Raw genomic sequence first — 16,989 nt, forward strand, 5'->3', positions numbered from 1 at the left:
TCTTTAGGCGTTGCACCCGCAGCCTTTGTATTTAAATTTCGTTCTTTTGGCTTCCATTTGGATTCTTTCTTCTTTTTTGATACCGATGGGCACACTTTTTCTTTCCCTATAAATTTTGTTCAGATCTTTTGATTGCATTTTTATCCCCCCTTTCCAAATTACCTAATATACTTATTCGGATTAAACATGGTGCGTTTCGCTTCAGAAGCCATTGGAATATGTCCATATTCATCAAATTGAGGGTTCACCTGTGGAGCTTGCTTCTTTTGCTGCTTCATTTTATTGTATAGTTCGTTTCTTTTATTGGATTGGGATTGAAGATCTTTTCTCAGCCGATTCAATTCCTGTTCGAGTTCCACTTCACGCTGACTTTTTTCTTTTTGTTTACCTGTATATTTTTCATTTAATAAACTAATTTGTCTTTCAAGATCTTTTTCTCTTTGTTTGAAATCTTCCAGTTGATTTTTCAGCGAATGAAGCTCATCTTCATAAAGTCCCTCGATTTTCTTGATCTCGTCCTGTAAAGCTCCCATCTTCTGAATATACTTTTGAGTCGTTTCCTCCCTGTCTGTATTTTTTGCCAATGTTTCCTTCACTTCGTTGAATTTAGCTGAATAAGATACCAACTGCTCCTCTATGAGATCCAACTTCTTCAGTATTTCAGGATGATTGTTTCCCTCTTCTTTACCCCACAAAAAATTCCACACTTCTGTATACCACCTTTCTTTATTTCGACCCATGTATTGCTTTCTCTGCATTTGTAACCATTCCATCTGTGTAATGAACGCGTTATGGTACATTTCAACTTCAATAGCCTTTTTTTTCTCTGATAAGTAATACTCATTCGTTTCAATCAATAAGGAAATCGCTTTATTTTTTAATTGTTCAAGGTTTGTTTTCATGTCACTTTGAATACTTTCGTAAATCACTCTGATTTCAGGGATGGATGCAGGTAGCATATGATCTGTGACCTCCCACGGGTTACCATCAATGATGGTTCCTTCACTAGATTCTTCCTGGAAGGTCATTTCGTCATTTTCCATTTTATCCCTTTTCATCGATTCATTCTGCAACAATTGAATATAAAGCTCATGCCTTACTTCAACCTCTTGAAGTAAATATTCAATTTGTTCTGTCAGCATTTGGATGGTGTGATGATTCTCCGCAATTTCCAGTTGATAGACCTTATGTTTAGATCTTTCCCTGGACAACTCTTCTGACACATTCTTAATTCGTGTTGAATAATGATGATATAGAGACTCCAGCTCTTCAGAGAGCATATGAATGTCATGCATGACCCCGGGCACGTCTGTGTCAGGTTTCCATTTATTATCCTCCTCGCTCACTTGTCTCACCTCCAAAAATTCCTTTAGTACCATCATATGTACGGTTTGTTTACATGTTAAAAAAAAAGGAGAGAGCTCACTCTCTCCCTCATTTAATTAGATGTCTGAATCTCCAAGTAAGTCAGCGAATGTTTCACACTCACCAAACTCAACCAAAGCATCGACTACTCCACTATCAAAGATTACGACGTTAGCTGTATTTCTGAGGATCAAGCGGAATCCTTCAGTTGGTGCATCAAAGATTTGCAGTTCATAGAATAATTGTTCAGGTGCACCGTCAAAGTAACGGATACCTTCTCCAACTGCAGTAAGGGCATCGTCACCACAAGTGACTCTGTCGATTGAAGATGGATCGAATGTGAAGCTGAAGTCAGGTTGGAATCCTGTTGCAGTCGGAGCTGGTGTAGGACCGACTTCTGTATCCGTGAAGGAGTAAGACCAAGTACTGTCTGCAAGAGAGCATTCTTGACAGATTTCAGCTCTTAACGTGGATAGACCTGTTACTAGGTCTGCTGTTCCGCCAGAACCGAATGTTGCTTCAGTATCTTCATTTCTTGCAAGTGCAGTTGCCTGGCATTCACAGTTCGCAACCGGGAATAATCCAGGGCATTGACGTGGGAATTCAAGTAAACTCAAGTCACATTGAAGTCTTTCTTCCGGCACGGGGATATTGTTCGGACGAGGGAAACAGAATTTAGCCAGTACTTCAAGCTTGACCGGATACTCAACTTGAACATCTTTACAAAGTACGACTTTCAATGGAATCATTGGTCCAAATGGATCTGGTCCCATTAATACTCCACTGGACGTTGCAATTACTTGGGTAGCTCTGATGTTTAAGTTCGCATTGGTGATTCCTACCGGCACACAAAGCATGATTTCGTCTGTGAACTGTGTACGCACAGTAAATGAACACTCGGCTACTCCATTAATCAGGATGGTAACATCAACCGGTACCGTCCACACGATGAGAACTTTTCCAGGATTTCCATTTTCAATAATTGAACCGGAAACGCTGACGTCAGCTGGATCTACTGGTGCCGTTTGCACCTCTACTCTTTGGCCAGCTGCTAATGCTGCACTTACTGCCGCACGACAAGCTTCATCTGGAATGAAGTTCTTGTTTTCATATTTATTCGCAAAGAACACCCAGTCATATACTTTGTCTACGCGAATACATTCCGGTGCTAAATCATTGGTATCCAATGGAATCGGTGACGGAGATGGTGTCGGAGTCTGGGAACCCCTAAATTGTTTACGCTTCTTCAAACAAATCTTCCTTTCTTCTAATGAATATTTATATCACACTATATCCTATGGACGAGAAAGAATTTGGTATAGAGTAAACACCTATTTATTCAAAAAAAAATAATAGGCTTATTAATAGTTTTTTTAATTCTATTCAAAAATAGGCTGATTCTATAGACGTTTGACAGTACGTCAGCATACAAACCGTCATATCATATACCATAAGAAAGGAGGAATAAAATAAAATAAATTGTATAAACATGCAACGTTATGAACATGAAGATTAAGCTAAAACTTTCATATATAGTGTAAATCAACTTTTATGGTTACGCTGCTTCCTTTAAATGAATATTACGAACGTGAACAATCGACTATCATTGCAATGATATTAATTATATAAAAAGCCATGTAAACGCTGGGAAGTTTACATGGCTTCTTTCATGGACAAATACCGTTCATCCTATTCCTTACATATACATATTAGAAAAAACTGCCGAAAGGAGCTTACGTACATGAATCAACTTTCGAACATCCAGCTCCAGCAGCAAATCATCCATTATAAATCTGAAATGGAAAAGTACAAAAACAAATGTGAAAAGTTAGAAAGCGGTAGCCGCGCCCAACAATATGTCGCCATCAAAAAAGAAAACGACTTATTACAAAGCAGGATACAAACATATCTTCAAGAGCTTGAAATCCAGGCTTCTGAAAAAAATAAGGAAACCTCAAGATACCAAGCCCTTTTGTCTGCTCAGGAAAGGGAAGTGAAAAAGCTCCGTTACATTCTGAACCAACTCAAAGACAAACTACGGACATTCACGACTCATTATGTATCAGATACAAAGGAACAAACGGAATCAAGAAGTTCACTGGCACACGAAATCATGGCCTTACAAGTTGAGAATAGTTACCTATTAAAGGAGAAGGATCTCATATTAAAGGCTAACCAAGAAACACAACAACAATTATATAAAAAAGAAATCCAAATATGGGAGCTTGAGGCGTTACTTGAGGATGTGAGTGAGCTGGCTTCACAGGAGCACCATTTCCTTATTGAGAAGTTTATGAATGAGGATCGGATTCATCGTCTCCTGTATGACAATGAAATACTACAAAATCGCCTATACTTAAATGAGATCGAGTTATATGAGTCACATAATCTTTTGACGGAATCCAGGATCATATATGAATCGGTCAACAAGCGACAAATAGAAGATCTGGAACGTGCAGGGCAAGTTCAGAAGGATAATGAGTCATCCATTCAACAGTTACGGGAAAAATTAAAAAAAATGCAGGATGAAAAAAACGTCTTTACCCGGTCACTTCAATCCGTCAGAATGAACATTAAAGATTTGAAGGATAAAGTATTTATAAACGGTGAAGAAGGTTCCCTCACCACGAAAGACACTTTGAAAAATTATGAAAATACCATTCATCATCTTCAATTCACTAATTCCCTCTTGAATGAAGAAATCAATAAATTAAAAAACAAACCGGGCCCCTAAAAAAGGAGTCCGGTTTCTTCCATTACATAAATTCTTTCACTAATTCATTAAATTTACTTTCATCTAATCGTAAATCATGAGTACTGAGAGGCTCTTCGGAATAACCAGATACCAGGTCCTGGTACGATGGCTGTTCATTGTTTTGATAAATCAAACCAGTAACCAGTCCATCCTTCTCCATGAGTGTATTCATGGCCTGCTCCCGGTTCGACGGGTCATAACCTTCTACATCAGCGAGCTTTGTTAGGTTCTCTTTAAACCAATCGTACGTATTGATTTTATTATATGTGACACAAGGGCTGAACACATTGATCAGGGAGAAACCTTTATGGTTAAGTCCCGCTTCGATTAATGCCGTCAGTTCTTTCAAGTCGGATGAGAAGCTTTGAGCAACAAAGGTTGCTCCTGCCGAAAGGGCCATTTCCATCGGGGAAAGCGCCTGTTCGATCGATCCCTGTGGCGTAGACTTGGTTTTGAACCCGGCGGACGAACGTGGAGACGTTTGTCCTTTTGTTAATCCATAAATTTGATTGTCCATTACAATGTATGTGACATCCACATTCCGGCGAATGGCATGGATCGTATGCCCAAGACCGATGGCAAATCCATCCCCATCCCCGCCTGAAGCGATGACGGTCAAGTCTTTATTGGCCATTTTCAATCCCTGGGCGATTGGAAGTGACCGCCCGTGGATTCCGTGAAAGCCGTAAGAATTGATGTATCCGGATATGCGTCCTGAACATCCGATCCCTGAAACGACCGCTAACTGTTCCGGATCCAGACCCACATTGGCAGAAGCCCGTTGGATCGCGGCCTGTACCGAGAAGTCCCCACATCCAGGACACCAGTTTGGTTTCACATTATTCCTGAAATCTTTGAAGGTAGCCATGGATCAGTTCAACTCCTTACATCTTGAATGAATTTCATTTGGTAAGTATGGTGTTCCATCATACTTTGTCATTTTAACGATTTTATTCCCGTAGCCTACATTCATTTTGATAATGTTGGCTAATTGACCGGTAGCGTTATTTTCAATTACAACCACTTTCTTCGCTGAATGCATAAGTGGCTCCAATTCATCGGACGGAAAAGGATGGATCAAACGGATATGGGCATGATTCACTTTCACTCCATCGGCTTCCAAACGACCCATCGATTCCTCAATTACTCCGCGTGTGGAGTTGAAACCTACTAATAACAAGTCAGCCTCTTCATGAGGGGCATGTGTGTGAATCGGATTTTGGAATTTGATATTCTCAAGTTTGCGCATACGTTTATCCATCTGCGCCTGTCTGTTCACAGGAGATTCGGATGGCTTTCCGGTTTCATCGTGCTCAACGCCTGTAACATGATGGATCCCATTTTTCATACCAGGGATGACGCGGGGTGATACCCCATCTTCCGTCACTTCAAAGCGCTTATAATATTTCTTTGGTTCTAATTCTTCTAATTCAGATTCATTGGCTGCAAGCTTTCCTCTGCGTATTTCCACTTTACTGTAATCAAGGGGCTCCACCGTTTGTTTACCTAAGGAAAGTTGAAGATCCGAAAGAATGATGACAGGGCATTGATACTCTTCCGCCAGATTAAATGCTTCCACTGTATCATAAAACGCTTCCTGAACGGTACTTGGTGCCAGGACGATTTTAGGAATTTCACCGTGAGTTCCGTAAATCATCGCCATTAAATCGGATTGTTCCTGTTTCGTAGGCAACCCTGTAGACGGTCCCCCGCGCTGTGTATCCACCACAACAAGCGGCTGTTCTGTCATTCCGGATAGCCCGATTGCTTCCATCATAAGTGAGAGCCCTGGTCCAGCTGAAGCCGTGAAGGAACGGATTCCACCGTAGTTCGCCCCGATTGCCATAGTGGCAGCTGCGATCTCATCCTCCGTTTGAATGACGGTCCCACCGACCATCGGCAGCTTCTTGATGAGATACTCCATGATTTCAGATGCCGGCGTAATCGGATAAGCCGCCATCAATCGAACGCCTCCAGCGAGTGCACCCAGAGCTATGGCGTCGTTTCCGATCATAAACATACGTTTATTCCCATCTGCCTCTTTCAGTTGCAGGGAACCTACCTTGTCACCGAGTTCTGATTTCATCGCCGCGAATCCCTGCTTGATCGCTTCCATATTTTTCTCAACGACCGTTTCACCTTTGCGACCAAAGATCTCTTCCACTACTTCCTTGAAAACCATTGGATCTAGATTGAGAACGGCACAGGTAGCACCCACTGCCACCATGTTCTTCATGAGGGAAGTCCCGAGCTCCGTCGCTAATTCAGTGAAGGGAACAATGTAAAGGGAAGCATCCGTATCTTCAGGTTTCACAGGTTTGAACTTTGCATCAGCTATAATGACGCCATCGCTATGTAATTCCTTGTAATTCACATCAATCGTTTCCTGGTCAAATGCAACCAAAATATCTAAATCGTCCGCAATCGCACGTACTTGCGTGGTGCTTACACGAATCTTATTGTTTGTATGTCCCCCTTTAATACGGGAGGAGAAATGGCGGTAACCATATAAGAAATACCCAAGGCGATTGAGGGCCATGGAAAAGATTTCACCTGTACTCTCAATACCTTCCCCTTGCTGTCCGCCAACTTTCCATGAAAGCTGTTCCTTCATTCATTACACCCCTTCAATCATTATTTGCAACATCTATTGTTGAAGCATATTCTCTTCATTAGGATCAATTATCTATTACCGATGCAGCATTTTCATATCATTTACTCTATCAGTTTATCACTTTTCTCTTTAAATCACTACTGTATTGAAGAGATTATCATTCGGAACACATTCATATTGCGAAAATGAGGATGGGACATATCTAATTCCAGTTCCTCTAAAGACGAACAATCAAACAAATAGTTAAGATCACTTGTTACACCGCTGTTGATTTCCGTGCAAGACTTCGCTTTCCTCGGGCGTTCGGCTAGCCTTCTCACAGCTTTCGCTCCTGCGGGGTCTTACCTATTCCGCTTTTCCCGTAGGAGTCTTCGTCTTGCACTACAATCAACAGCTAGAACCTGCTATATACATTGATTGCTTTAGCAAGAACAACATAGGCCCGGTATGTCGGAGCAGTATGGATCATTCACATAAGGTAAGAAAGAGTATTTGTATGATTAACTGAAATCCGTCACTGAAACTAATAGAATAGAAGTTGGTGTATGCAATGGTGTAGCAATTATAGTGAGACGCTTACGCTTGGAAAGTTGATTGGAGTGGAAGGTGCTCGACTCCTGCGGGAATTGCGGGAAAGTTGAGACCCCGCAGGGCAAAGCCCGAGGAGGCTCAACTCACGCCCCGCGGAAAGCGAGCACCTGGAACGGAAATCAACCACTACTCGCTACCTTACATAGCAACAACGTTTAGAAAAGAGTTTATTGTGATCAATCAGGCAGTCTCTTAAAGAAGTTCTGGAATAAGAATTTCCCCACTTGTCTTTCACTGTAGTATCGTTGGAGGGTGTTGACTAAGTTATCATAATGGATGTATGAGGATAGACCTTGGACGGGTTGTGTTATGCCGTCGAAATCGGAGCCAAATCCGACATGATCCTCACCTCCGAGACTACATACATGTTCGATATGGCGGACTACATCAGAAATCTCCGCTGTCCCTTTCTTGTTTAAAAATGGTGGAACAAAGGTAATGCCCATTACACTGTTCTTCTTAATGAGTGCCTCAATTTGATCATTTTTTAAGTTTCGTGGATTGGGACAGATCGAGTAGGCATTTGAGTGGGATGCTATCGGGTATTCAGCTGATTCCATCACATCCCAGAATGCTTTTTCACATAGATGGGAGACATCTGTCCAAAGTCTTTTCTCATTTAAGAAGGAAACGACTTCCTCCCCAAAGTTGGTCAACCCGCCCCCTCTCGGTTCAAGGGCACCATCTGCTGCTGCATTGGCCCAATTCCACGTCAAACCGACTGATCGGACTCCCAGCCTGTATAGGATTTCGAGCTTTGTAAGATCCTCCTCCAATGCTTCGGCACCTTCCAGGGTCAGCATGGCCCCTATTTCATCTTCCGCAAGACGTTCTACATCCTTTTTAGAGGTGACGAATTTCAGCTTAGGGTTTGGCTTAAGGATCTTATTATGAAACAGATTCACCATTTCAAGTGCTGCCTGAAACCGTTGCCCCGGCTTCAGGTAGGATGGGATATAGATTGCGAACAGCTGTATTTTACTGCTGCTTTGAATGAGTTGAGGATACGTAATATGTAAGGAACCCTTCGATTGAAAGGACCCACTCCCCGGCTCTAAATATAGCTTCATCAACACATCACAGTGTGCATCAAATATCATATGGGGTCTTCCTTTCCGTTTCTCTTCATTAATATGTATATTTTTTTATAGTATAAAGGCTGTCCACTAAAGGGTCCCCTTTAATGAACAGCCTATGGTTAATTATCTTGGTTCCACGATTAACTTTATCGCCGTACGTTCTTCTCCATCGATCAGAATATCCGTAAATGCAGGGATACATATTAAATCTAAACCACTGGGAGCCACAAAGCCTCTTGCAATGGCAACAGCCTTGACGGCTTGATTTAAAGCTCCGGCACCGATAGCTTGAATTTCAGCTCCTCCTCTCTCACGAAGAACACCGGCGAGTGCACCAGCTACAGAATTAGGATTAGATTTTGCTGAAACTTTTAATATTTCCATTCCTTTTCCTCCTTGTCATTTCCCCCATACCGTATGTCCGTGGTAAAGAACAAACTTGGTATAAATGATTCCACTGATACTATATTCAGGAAATGGACAAATCATTCCGGTAACACCGAAAAAGAAAGGAAAACAATTAATATTCTGCCATAAATGGATGGTCTTCGTTGATCAATATGCGCTCTATTTTTTTAGCTTTCCCTGTCTTCTGATCAATGTCGATTAAACAACCACTCAGGATCTTCCGACCGGCCTTCGGTACTTCAAAACGAACAGGTAAACTGGTCTGGAATCTCCTTAGAACGGAATCCTTACTCATTCCCAATACCTCATCGTATGGGCCTGTCATACCAACGTCACACATGAAGGCTGTCCCATTTGGAAGGATCCGGTTGTCCGCTGTTTGAACATGAGTGTGCGTTCCAATCACTGCAGAAACTCGTCCGTCCAGAAACCAGCCTACAGCCTGCTTCTCACTTGTTGCCTCTGCATGAAAATCTACGAATATTATAGATGTTCTCTTTTTTGCCTCATCTACAAGCTCATCAAGAGCTTTGAATGGATCATCAAGTGGAGGCATAAACGTCCTTCCTTGAGCGTTGATGACCGCGACCTCTTTACCGTACACTTCCCCAAACACTAAGCCGCTCCCCGGCGTTCCTTCAGGGAAATTAGCCGGCCTCACCATTTGTTTCGATGAGTCGATAAAATCAAAGATATCCTTATTGTCCCATGTGTGATTTCCCAGGGTGACCATATTGGCACCATCTTGTAAGAATTGTTTATATATTTTCTCAGTAATCCCTCTACCGGATGCAGCATTCTCTCCATTTACGATTGTAAAATCCGGTAAATGCTTTTTCTTTAACTTAGGCAGGTATTCTGTAATCATTTCACGGCCCATTGAACCGACTACGTCTCCAACAAATAATATTTTCATGAAAATTCCCTTCTCTATATGTATTAAGTCTTGTCGTTATTGTATCACAAATATCTTGTCGCCTATTCATCCTAAAAGAATCCATCATCCCTTCTGCGACGGATCATAGAAAGAGATAAAAAAAGCTGACTCGAAAGGGATATCCCTTCTCGAGTCAACCTCTTATTTTGCGTATTCGACGGCCCTTGTTTCACGGATGACCGTTACTTTAATATGGCCTGGATAGTCAAGCTCATCTTCAATACGTTTACGGATATCCCTTGCCAATCGGTGTGATTCCAGATCGTCAATGGCTTCCGGTCTTACCATGATGCGTACTTCACGCCCTGCCTGGATCGCGAAAGATTTCTCAACGCCTTCATATGACTCTGAGATTTCTTCAAGTTTCTCCAGTCGACGGATGTAGTTCTCAAGCGTCTCACTTCTTGCTCCAGGTCTTGCAGCAGATAAAGCATCAGCTGCAGCAACCAGTACGGCAATGATGGATGTTGGCTCTGTATCTCCATGGTGAGAAGCGATACTGTTGATGACAACAGGATGCTCTTTGTACTTCGTTGCAAGCTCTACACCAATTTCGACGTGGCTTCCTTCCACTTCATGATCGATTGCCTTACCGATATCATGAAGCAATCCGGCACGTTTGGCGAGTCTTTCATCCTCACCAAGCTCTGCTGCGAGTAGTCCGGACAGATAGGCCACTTCCATTGAGTGTTTTAAAACGTTTTGACCGTAACTTGTACGATACTTCAAACGCCCCAGGATCTTGATCAAATCCGGATGAAGCCCATGAACGCCTACTTCGAAAGTTGTCTGTTCACCAATTTCCCGGATATACTCATCCACTTCACGGCGGGACTTATCCACCATTTCTTCAATTCGTGCAGGGTGGATACGTCCATCCTGAACTAATTTCTCTAATGCAATTCGAGCCGTTTCTCTACGAATCGGATCAAAACCAGAAAGAATAACCGCTTCAGGAGTATCATCAATAATTAAATCAATACCCGTAAGTGTTTCCAGCGTACGAATGTTACGTCCTTCCCGCCCAATAATTCGACCTTTCATCTCATCATTCGGTAGATTCACAACACTGACCGTTGTTTCTGCCACATGTTCAGCAGCACAACGTTGAATAGCCAGTGAAAGGACTTCTTTCGCCTTCTTATCTGCATCTTCCTTCGCACGGGTTTCATGCTCTCTGACCATGATGGCGATATCATGGGAGAGTTCATTTTCTACGCGGTCAAGGATGATTCCTTTCGCTTCATCACGAGTCAGGCTAGAGATACGTTCTAGCTCTGTTTGCTGTGATCGTACCATCTCGTCCACTTTGCTTTCCATCTCTTCAATATGTTGTTGTCTCTCGTTAAGAGTCCCCTCTTTTCTCTCGAGTAAGCCTTCACGCTTATCAAGCGTTTCATCTTTTCGATCGAGGTTTTCCTCTTTTTGCATCAAACGATTTTCTTGTTTTTGCAATTCATTTCTTCGTTCACGAAGGTCATTTTCCATTTCAGTGCGAAGTTTATGATTTTCGTCCTTTGCTTCCAAAAGTGCTTCTTTCTTCAGAGCATCTGCCTCGCGCTTCGCATCTTCTAAAATCTGCTCCGCTGAACCTTTAGCACCAGCAATCTTTGCTTCAGCAATGGACTTACGAATTAGGTATCCAACAACTACACCGACGATTAGGCCAAGCAAAATGAAGATGATTGTAATAGGTTGCATTATTTCACCTCCTCTTGCTATGAACTGTCATGTTTTTTACATGTCGGCTTGTACATTGCTCACTTGAACAAAATATACAGCGCTAGGCTTTCAAATATTCATTCGAAAAATTTGTAAAATATACATGTTAATTTTAAATCTCTGAAAATTTATTGTCAAGGGGTTGAGCCCTCTATCACTAGATTTCTCAAGGGTTTTTTTGTAATCGACAAAAAATGACACTGTCGCATTGGGCTTGTGAATGCTTTTTAACCAGAACCATCTTTTTCATTTTATTTTGAGAAGTTCTGGCTCAACCAGTGATTCGGGGTATGTATAACCTGTCTTGTATCGATTACCCACCATTTATGAGAAAAGGGATTGTTACTATTTTCCACAAAAACGCGTATTCCCATACATAATAAAGAGAGAAGCAAACCAAATCACGTCTGCTTCTCTTTCCTCACTTAGTCTTCCAGAAGACTTAATTCACCTTGGTCGTCCGTTTCGGCACGGCCTGTATCCAATCCGTAATGTTCACGGATTTTCAGCATGATTTCATTACGAATCTCAGGATTTTCCTTCAGGAAGATCTTTGCGTTCTCACGGCCCTGACCTAGGCGCTCTTCATTGTAGGAGTACCAGGCACCGCTTTTTTGAACGATGTCCAATTCAGACCCAAGATCGACGATTTCCCCTTCTTTGGAGATTCCTTCCCCGTACATGATGTCCACTTCGGCTACACGGAAAGGTGGAGCCACTTTATTTTTCACTACTTTGATCTTCGTTTTATTCCCTACCATTTCATTCCCCTGCTTAAGGGTTTCGGCACGGCGGACTTCCAAACGTACGGAAGAATAGAACTTCAGTGCGCGTCCACCGGGAGTCGTTTCGGGATTACCGAACATGACCCCGACCTTCTCACGGATCTGGTTGATGAAGATTGCGATGGTCTTAGACTTATTGATGGCACCGGAAAGTTTACGAAGGGCCTGTGACATTAAACGGGCTTGAAGACCAACGTGAGCATCTCCCATCTCCCCTTCGATTTCCGCTTTCGGTACAAGGGCTGCCACAGAGTCGATAACGATGGCATCCACCGCGCCGCTTCGTACAAGTGCTTCAGCGATTTCCAATGCCTGTTCACCTGTATCTGGTTGTGAAAGCAATAATTCATCTATGTTTACCCCAAGCTTTTGAGCATACTCGGGATCAAGTGCGTGCTCAGCATCGATGAATGCTGCCTGCCCGCCCTGAGCCTGTACCTCTGCTATCGCATGAAGTGCCACTGTTGTTTTACCGGATGATTCGGGACCATATACCTCAATGATCCTTCCACGTGGATATCCGCCTATTCCAAGAGCAGCGTCCAGTGCAAGTGAACCACTTGGACATGTTACTACGTTTCTGTCCGTTTTCTCCCCAAGCTTCATGATTGAGCCTTTACCAAACTGCTTTTCTATTTGTTTTAACGCCATATCTAAGGCTGCTTTACGATCGCTCACAAATCTTCCTCCTTTGAATATAAATCTTGTAATCGACAACTTATAAGTTTGTCTCAAATCCAACCTATCTATACTATAAACGTTTTTATTAGAGAAAACAAGAAAAAAATCGAACATTCATTCGGTTTTTTTCTTTGGATGTGCCGGAGTGAAAAAATGATAAAAAGCTGCCTTCAAAAAGAAGACAGCCTCTACAAACTAACTCAATTCCTTGATCAAATAGTGCCAACCATACTTAGCCGTTCTCATTCGGTTCCCATTCCTGCCCCCTCCAAGGTTCAATAGAAATGCCTTGGTCGTTCCATCCTTCATGGATAATCCGATCCAGACGGTCCCGGCAGGATGGCCTTGGTGAGCATCCGGACCTGCTACACCTGTAAAGCTGACCCCGATGTCGGTGGAAAACAGCTCTCTAACGTTTTCAGCCAGTTCTCGTGCACATTGCTCACTTACTGCTGTATGCTGTTTCAGTGTACGATCATTAACAGACAAAATCCTTTTCTTGACCTCATCCTGATAACAGACCACCCCACCACTCAGAACATCCGATGCTCCGGGTATAGACGTCAGTTGAGCCTGAAACAGTCCTCCAGTCAAACTTTCTGCGCATGAAAGGGTAAGTCCCTTCTCTTTTAATAAATGGAACCCCACTTCAACAAGGGAATCCTGATCATATCCGTAGAAGTATTCCCCCACCCTGTTCAAGATCTCTTTTTCAACTGAATCCAATAATGACACGGCAATGTCCCTTGACTCGTGCTTAGCCGTAAGCCTCAAGGTCACTTCCCCGTCACCCGCGAGAGGGGCGATCGTAGGATTGGTTTGCCTGTCGATCAGATCTTCCAAATCCGTTTCAAGCTCTGCTTCCCCGATGCCAAAGAAACGAAGTACCCGTGAATGGATGACTTCTTTCTTCTTCATCAAGTTCAGAATTGCCTGTTTGCCGTGCTTATCAAACATCGGCCTCATTTCAGACGGCGGCCCCGGAAGAAGCATATAAGCATTACCGTCCTTTTTCAATAACATCCCGGGAGCCATGCCGTGCTCGTTCTTCAATACATGGGCCCCCGATAAGATGAGGGCTTGTTTTTCATTATTCCGTGTCATTTCACGATTGACCTTCTGAAAATAGCCTTTTATCGATTCCAATGCTTCATAATCCATGCTTAAAGTCGTTCCTAAAGCATTTGCAATTGTTTCTTTAGTCAGATCATCCTTTGTAGGTCCAAGACCTCCAGTAAAGATTAATAAGTCCGCCCGCTTCTTCGCTACCTCTATGGCCTGCTGTAAACGGGCAGGGTTATCCCCCACACTAGTGTGATAATACACGTTCACTCCCATTTCGGCTAATTGCTCGGAAATGAATTGAGCATTTGAATTGACGATTTGTCCAAGCAGTAACTCAGAACCAACCGCTATTATTTCTGCATTCATCTTAATCCCCCCCTAAAATATGGTGAAAAGAAGGGGATGATTCTATTTGAATCAATCCCCTGGTGTACTCTGTTATTTCGAATTTACAAATGCTTTTTTATTATGTTTGAAATAATCCCATCCTGACCAGATTGTAAAAAACATAGCCACCCATAGAGCAATCGTTGCAAATGGGAGATTGATCAGTTCGAAAATGGCGTTATGGAGAAGAAGGGCAGATATGGCAATGATCTGTGCCCAGGTTTTGATCTTGCCGAGTTGACCTGCAGCAACCACTTCCCCTTCCCCTGCTAATACGAGGCGAAGTCCTGTTACGGCAAACTCGCGACTGATGATGATGATGACGATCCACGATGGCGCAAGACCCATCTCGACAAGTACGATTAAAGCAGCCGATACAAGCAGTTTATCTGCCAACGGATCTAAGAATTTCCCCAGATTTGTCACTAGGTCCAGTTTCCTTGCATAATACCCGTCGATCCAATCCGTCGTTGCCGCAATGATAAAGATCAATGCTCCAACAAAATGCTTGACCGGCATTTCCGCTCCAAGAAACATCATCTCACCCCAATTTAACGGTGCAAGCATGATGATTAAAAATAATGGAATTAAAAATATCCTTGATACTGTAATCTTATTAGGTAAGTTCACCTTTCTACCTCCAATGCTTTAAAAACGCGTATACCTTTAGTATGTAAGAAAAAGGAGTTATTAAAACTCCTCCCGTTTCAATTATTGTTCCTGCGGTGAGTAATTGATGATGATATCCTGCCTGACGACATCAGTTGCAGAAATTTTATATTCAAGCTGTTTGCCGTTCACACTTATTTCTGTATTCGAAGCATCCCCAATAATGAGATATGCCTGCTTATCATCAGAAAGATCAAAGTCCTTTTTAATTCCCTGTTTTAACAGTCCTTCAAACAAAACCTGGTCGTCGGTGTTAAATACTTTTACCCACGTGTCTCCCTTAGCTGACAATTGCAGCTTGAATTCTTTTGCATTTTTCAATTTGTACGTCGTTTTATAGTCTGAAGAATCCACTACTTCTAAAGACTGTTCAGGCTGAGAATTATCTTCACCGTCATTGTGATCTTCTGAAGGCTTGGGTTCTTCGGTCTGTTCTTTATCATTTGTTTCTTCTTCAGGCTTCTCGCCCTCAGCACTCTTATTCTCATCAACATCTACTTGAGTCTGGTTTTCTGCTGGGTTGGATTCAGGAGACTTGTCCCCTACTTTCCCTTGCCAAAAAACCCACACGGCAACAAGTGCACCGATGACAAACAGGGCAATGAGGAGCTTCGGCAGAAAGTCAAATACCTTCGTCGAGCTCTCTGAAACACTCTTCCGGGACTGCACCCTTGAAAGGGAAACCGGTATTTCATCTTCATAGGTCGTCGGTATTTCTTCCTTATGTTCTTCAAAAATCACCTCAGGAGGAAGTCCGACTGCTTCACAATATTGCTTAATGAATGCACGCACATAGAATTTACCCGGCATCGCATCATAATTGCCTTCTTCGATCCCAACCAAATAGCGTTTTTGAATTTTTGTTATCCTTTGTAAATCATCAAGGCTGTAATTCTTAGCCTCTCGAGCTTCCTTTAAACGATTTCCTAATTCCGTCACTACTTAACACCTTCCAATATTAAAAATCAAAACCTCCAAAATCGGAATTTTGAAATAGATTATTTTGTTCAACTAATTCGTATGTAATTTCTTCATCAGGATCGTTTCTAAGTTCAATGATATAATCAAAATCTTCAAGTGAATATTCAGAGTTTTGAACGAATACATCAGGATGTTCGATTACTTTCACAGCAGGTAATCTCATGATTTCCCTCACCAGCTGCCAATGCTTTTCACTTGCACGGCGTGTAGAAACGATGCCGTCTATAATAAATAAGTTCTCAGCGGAATACTCGTCTTCAATGAGCTTGCTCCGTATCGTTTGCTTTAATAATGTAGAAGAGACAAAAAGCCACTTCTTATTCGCACATACACTTGATGCCACGATGGATTCGGTCTTCCCTACCCGGGGCATCCCTCTGATCCCAACAAGCTTGTGTCCTTCCTGCTTAAATAATTCAGCCAAAAAATCAACTAATAAACCAAGCTCATCACGAACAAATCGAAACGTTTTCTTGTCGTCGGCATCACGCTGGATATAACGGCCGTGACGCACAGCAAGACGGTCCCTTAATTTAGGTTCCCTGAGCTTTGTCACATTGATTGTATCCATCGTTTGAAGGATGGATTCAAGCCTCATGATCTGTTCATCATTATTGGCAAGGAGAAGCATTCCCCTTCTTCCTTCATCCACACCATTTATCGTCACTATATTGATAGAAAGCATCCCTAATAACGAGGAAATATCACCTAAGAGGCCGGGACGATTTTTTTGAATTTCGTACTCTAAATACCATTCTTTGCGTTCCATCGCTTACCTCCCCAGAAAAATGTGACATCCCACTTCGATAAAAATCGACATATTTCGAAAAGTTATTTAAACATCTAGGTATTATAATAAATGATTTCCTGCTAATAGAAAAGCAAAACCTACATAAATATGTACAATTTCTCATTCATACGTAAAATGATAACTTGAAGACCAATATTAT

Annotated in this window: 15 protein-coding genes; 1 reads left to right on the plus strand and 14 read right to left on the minus strand. The window is 42.3% G+C overall.

What is annotated here, in order from left to right; translation table 11 throughout:
* Positions 1 to 3: 3 nt before the first annotated feature.
* The 3 genes from V8G47_RS04235 to V8G47_RS04245 all read right to left on the minus strand — a co-directional run bounded on the left by V8G47_RS04235 (position 4) and on the right by V8G47_RS04245 (position 2,615).
* Complete coding sequence (locus V8G47_RS04235; protein ID WP_336199009.1) at positions 4 to 138, minus strand: hypothetical protein; 135 nt, start codon at positions 136 to 138, stop codon at positions 4 to 6.
* A gap of 20 nt (positions 139 to 158) precedes the next feature.
* Complete coding sequence (locus V8G47_RS04240) at positions 159 to 1,346, minus strand: hypothetical protein (RefSeq protein ID WP_336199010.1); 1,188 nt, start codon at positions 1,344 to 1,346, stop codon at positions 159 to 161.
* 96 nt (positions 1,347 to 1,442) lie between these two features.
* The gene (locus tag V8G47_RS04245; RefSeq protein ID WP_336199011.1) at positions 1,443 to 2,615 is read right to left on the minus strand and encodes a hypothetical protein; all 1,173 of its coding nucleotides are present in this window, start codon (positions 2,613 to 2,615) and stop codon (positions 1,443 to 1,445) included.
* Positions 2,616 to 3,106: 491 nt separating this feature from the next.
* On the opposite strand from V8G47_RS04245, the gene V8G47_RS04250 reads away from it, so the two are divergent.
* Entirely contained in the window at positions 3,107 to 4,099 is a 993-nt protein-coding gene (locus tag V8G47_RS04250) for a hypothetical protein (RefSeq protein ID WP_336199012.1), read from the plus strand.
* Between the two features lie 22 nt (positions 4,100 to 4,121).
* Here V8G47_RS04250 and V8G47_RS04255 read toward each other — a convergent pair whose 3' ends face one another.
* The 11 genes from V8G47_RS04255 to V8G47_RS04305 form a co-directional block, all read right to left on the minus strand.
* Positions 4,122 to 4,988 carry a 2-oxoacid:ferredoxin oxidoreductase subunit beta gene (locus V8G47_RS04255; RefSeq protein ID WP_336199013.1) on the minus strand — a complete coding sequence of 289 codons (867 nt, stop codon included), beginning with the start codon at positions 4,986 to 4,988 and terminating at the stop codon, positions 4,122 to 4,124.
* A 3-nt stretch (positions 4,989 to 4,991) separates the two neighbouring features.
* Positions 4,992 to 6,734 (minus strand): 2-oxoacid:acceptor oxidoreductase subunit alpha, encoded by a 1,743-nt coding sequence (locus V8G47_RS04260; protein WP_336199014.1) that lies wholly within the window; start codon positions 6,732 to 6,734, stop codon positions 4,992 to 4,994.
* A gap of 767 nt (positions 6,735 to 7,501) precedes the next feature.
* Positions 7,502 to 8,425, minus strand: a complete 924-nt coding sequence (locus tag V8G47_RS04265) for a dipeptidase (protein ID WP_336199015.1) — start codon at positions 8,423 to 8,425, stop codon at positions 7,502 to 7,504.
* 102 nt (positions 8,426 to 8,527) lie between these two features.
* On the minus strand, positions 8,528 to 8,788 hold the full coding sequence (spoVS, locus tag V8G47_RS04270; RefSeq protein WP_034760060.1) for a stage V sporulation protein SpoVS: 261 nt from the start codon (positions 8,786 to 8,788) through the stop codon (positions 8,528 to 8,530).
* 136 nt (positions 8,789 to 8,924) lie between these two features.
* On the minus strand, positions 8,925 to 9,728 hold the full coding sequence (locus V8G47_RS04275; RefSeq protein WP_336199016.1) for a TIGR00282 family metallophosphoesterase: 804 nt from the start codon (positions 9,726 to 9,728) through the stop codon (positions 8,925 to 8,927).
* Between the two features lie 162 nt (positions 9,729 to 9,890).
* Positions 9,891 to 11,450, minus strand: a complete 1,560-nt coding sequence (gene rny / locus V8G47_RS04280) for a ribonuclease Y (RefSeq protein ID WP_034760066.1) — start codon at positions 11,448 to 11,450, stop codon at positions 9,891 to 9,893.
* A 446-nt stretch (positions 11,451 to 11,896) separates the two neighbouring features.
* Entirely contained in the window at positions 11,897 to 12,934 is a 1,038-nt protein-coding gene (gene recA / locus V8G47_RS04285; protein ID WP_060669610.1) for a recombinase RecA, read from the minus strand.
* Positions 12,935 to 13,132: 198 nt separating this feature from the next.
* Complete coding sequence (locus V8G47_RS04290; protein WP_336199018.1) at positions 13,133 to 14,368, minus strand: competence/damage-inducible protein A; 1,236 nt, start codon at positions 14,366 to 14,368, stop codon at positions 13,133 to 13,135.
* Between the two features lie 72 nt (positions 14,369 to 14,440).
* Entirely contained in the window at positions 14,441 to 15,019 is a 579-nt protein-coding gene (gene pgsA / locus V8G47_RS04295) for a CDP-diacylglycerol--glycerol-3-phosphate 3-phosphatidyltransferase (RefSeq protein ID WP_034760074.1), read from the minus strand.
* Positions 15,020 to 15,100: 81 nt separating this feature from the next.
* Positions 15,101 to 15,997 carry a RodZ domain-containing protein gene (locus V8G47_RS04300; protein WP_336199019.1) on the minus strand — a complete coding sequence of 299 codons (897 nt, stop codon included), beginning with the start codon at positions 15,995 to 15,997 and terminating at the stop codon, positions 15,101 to 15,103.
* A 19-nt stretch (positions 15,998 to 16,016) separates the two neighbouring features.
* Positions 16,017 to 16,808 carry a DUF3388 domain-containing protein gene (locus tag V8G47_RS04305; protein WP_034760078.1) on the minus strand — a complete coding sequence of 264 codons (792 nt, stop codon included), beginning with the start codon at positions 16,806 to 16,808 and terminating at the stop codon, positions 16,017 to 16,019.
* Between the last annotated feature and the right edge of the window lie 181 nt (positions 16,809 to 16,989).

This window comes from Rossellomorea sp. LJF3 (assembly GCF_037046045.1).
In the GTDB taxonomy this organism is placed as follows: Bacteria; Bacillota; Bacilli; order Bacillales; family Bacillaceae_B; genus Rossellomorea.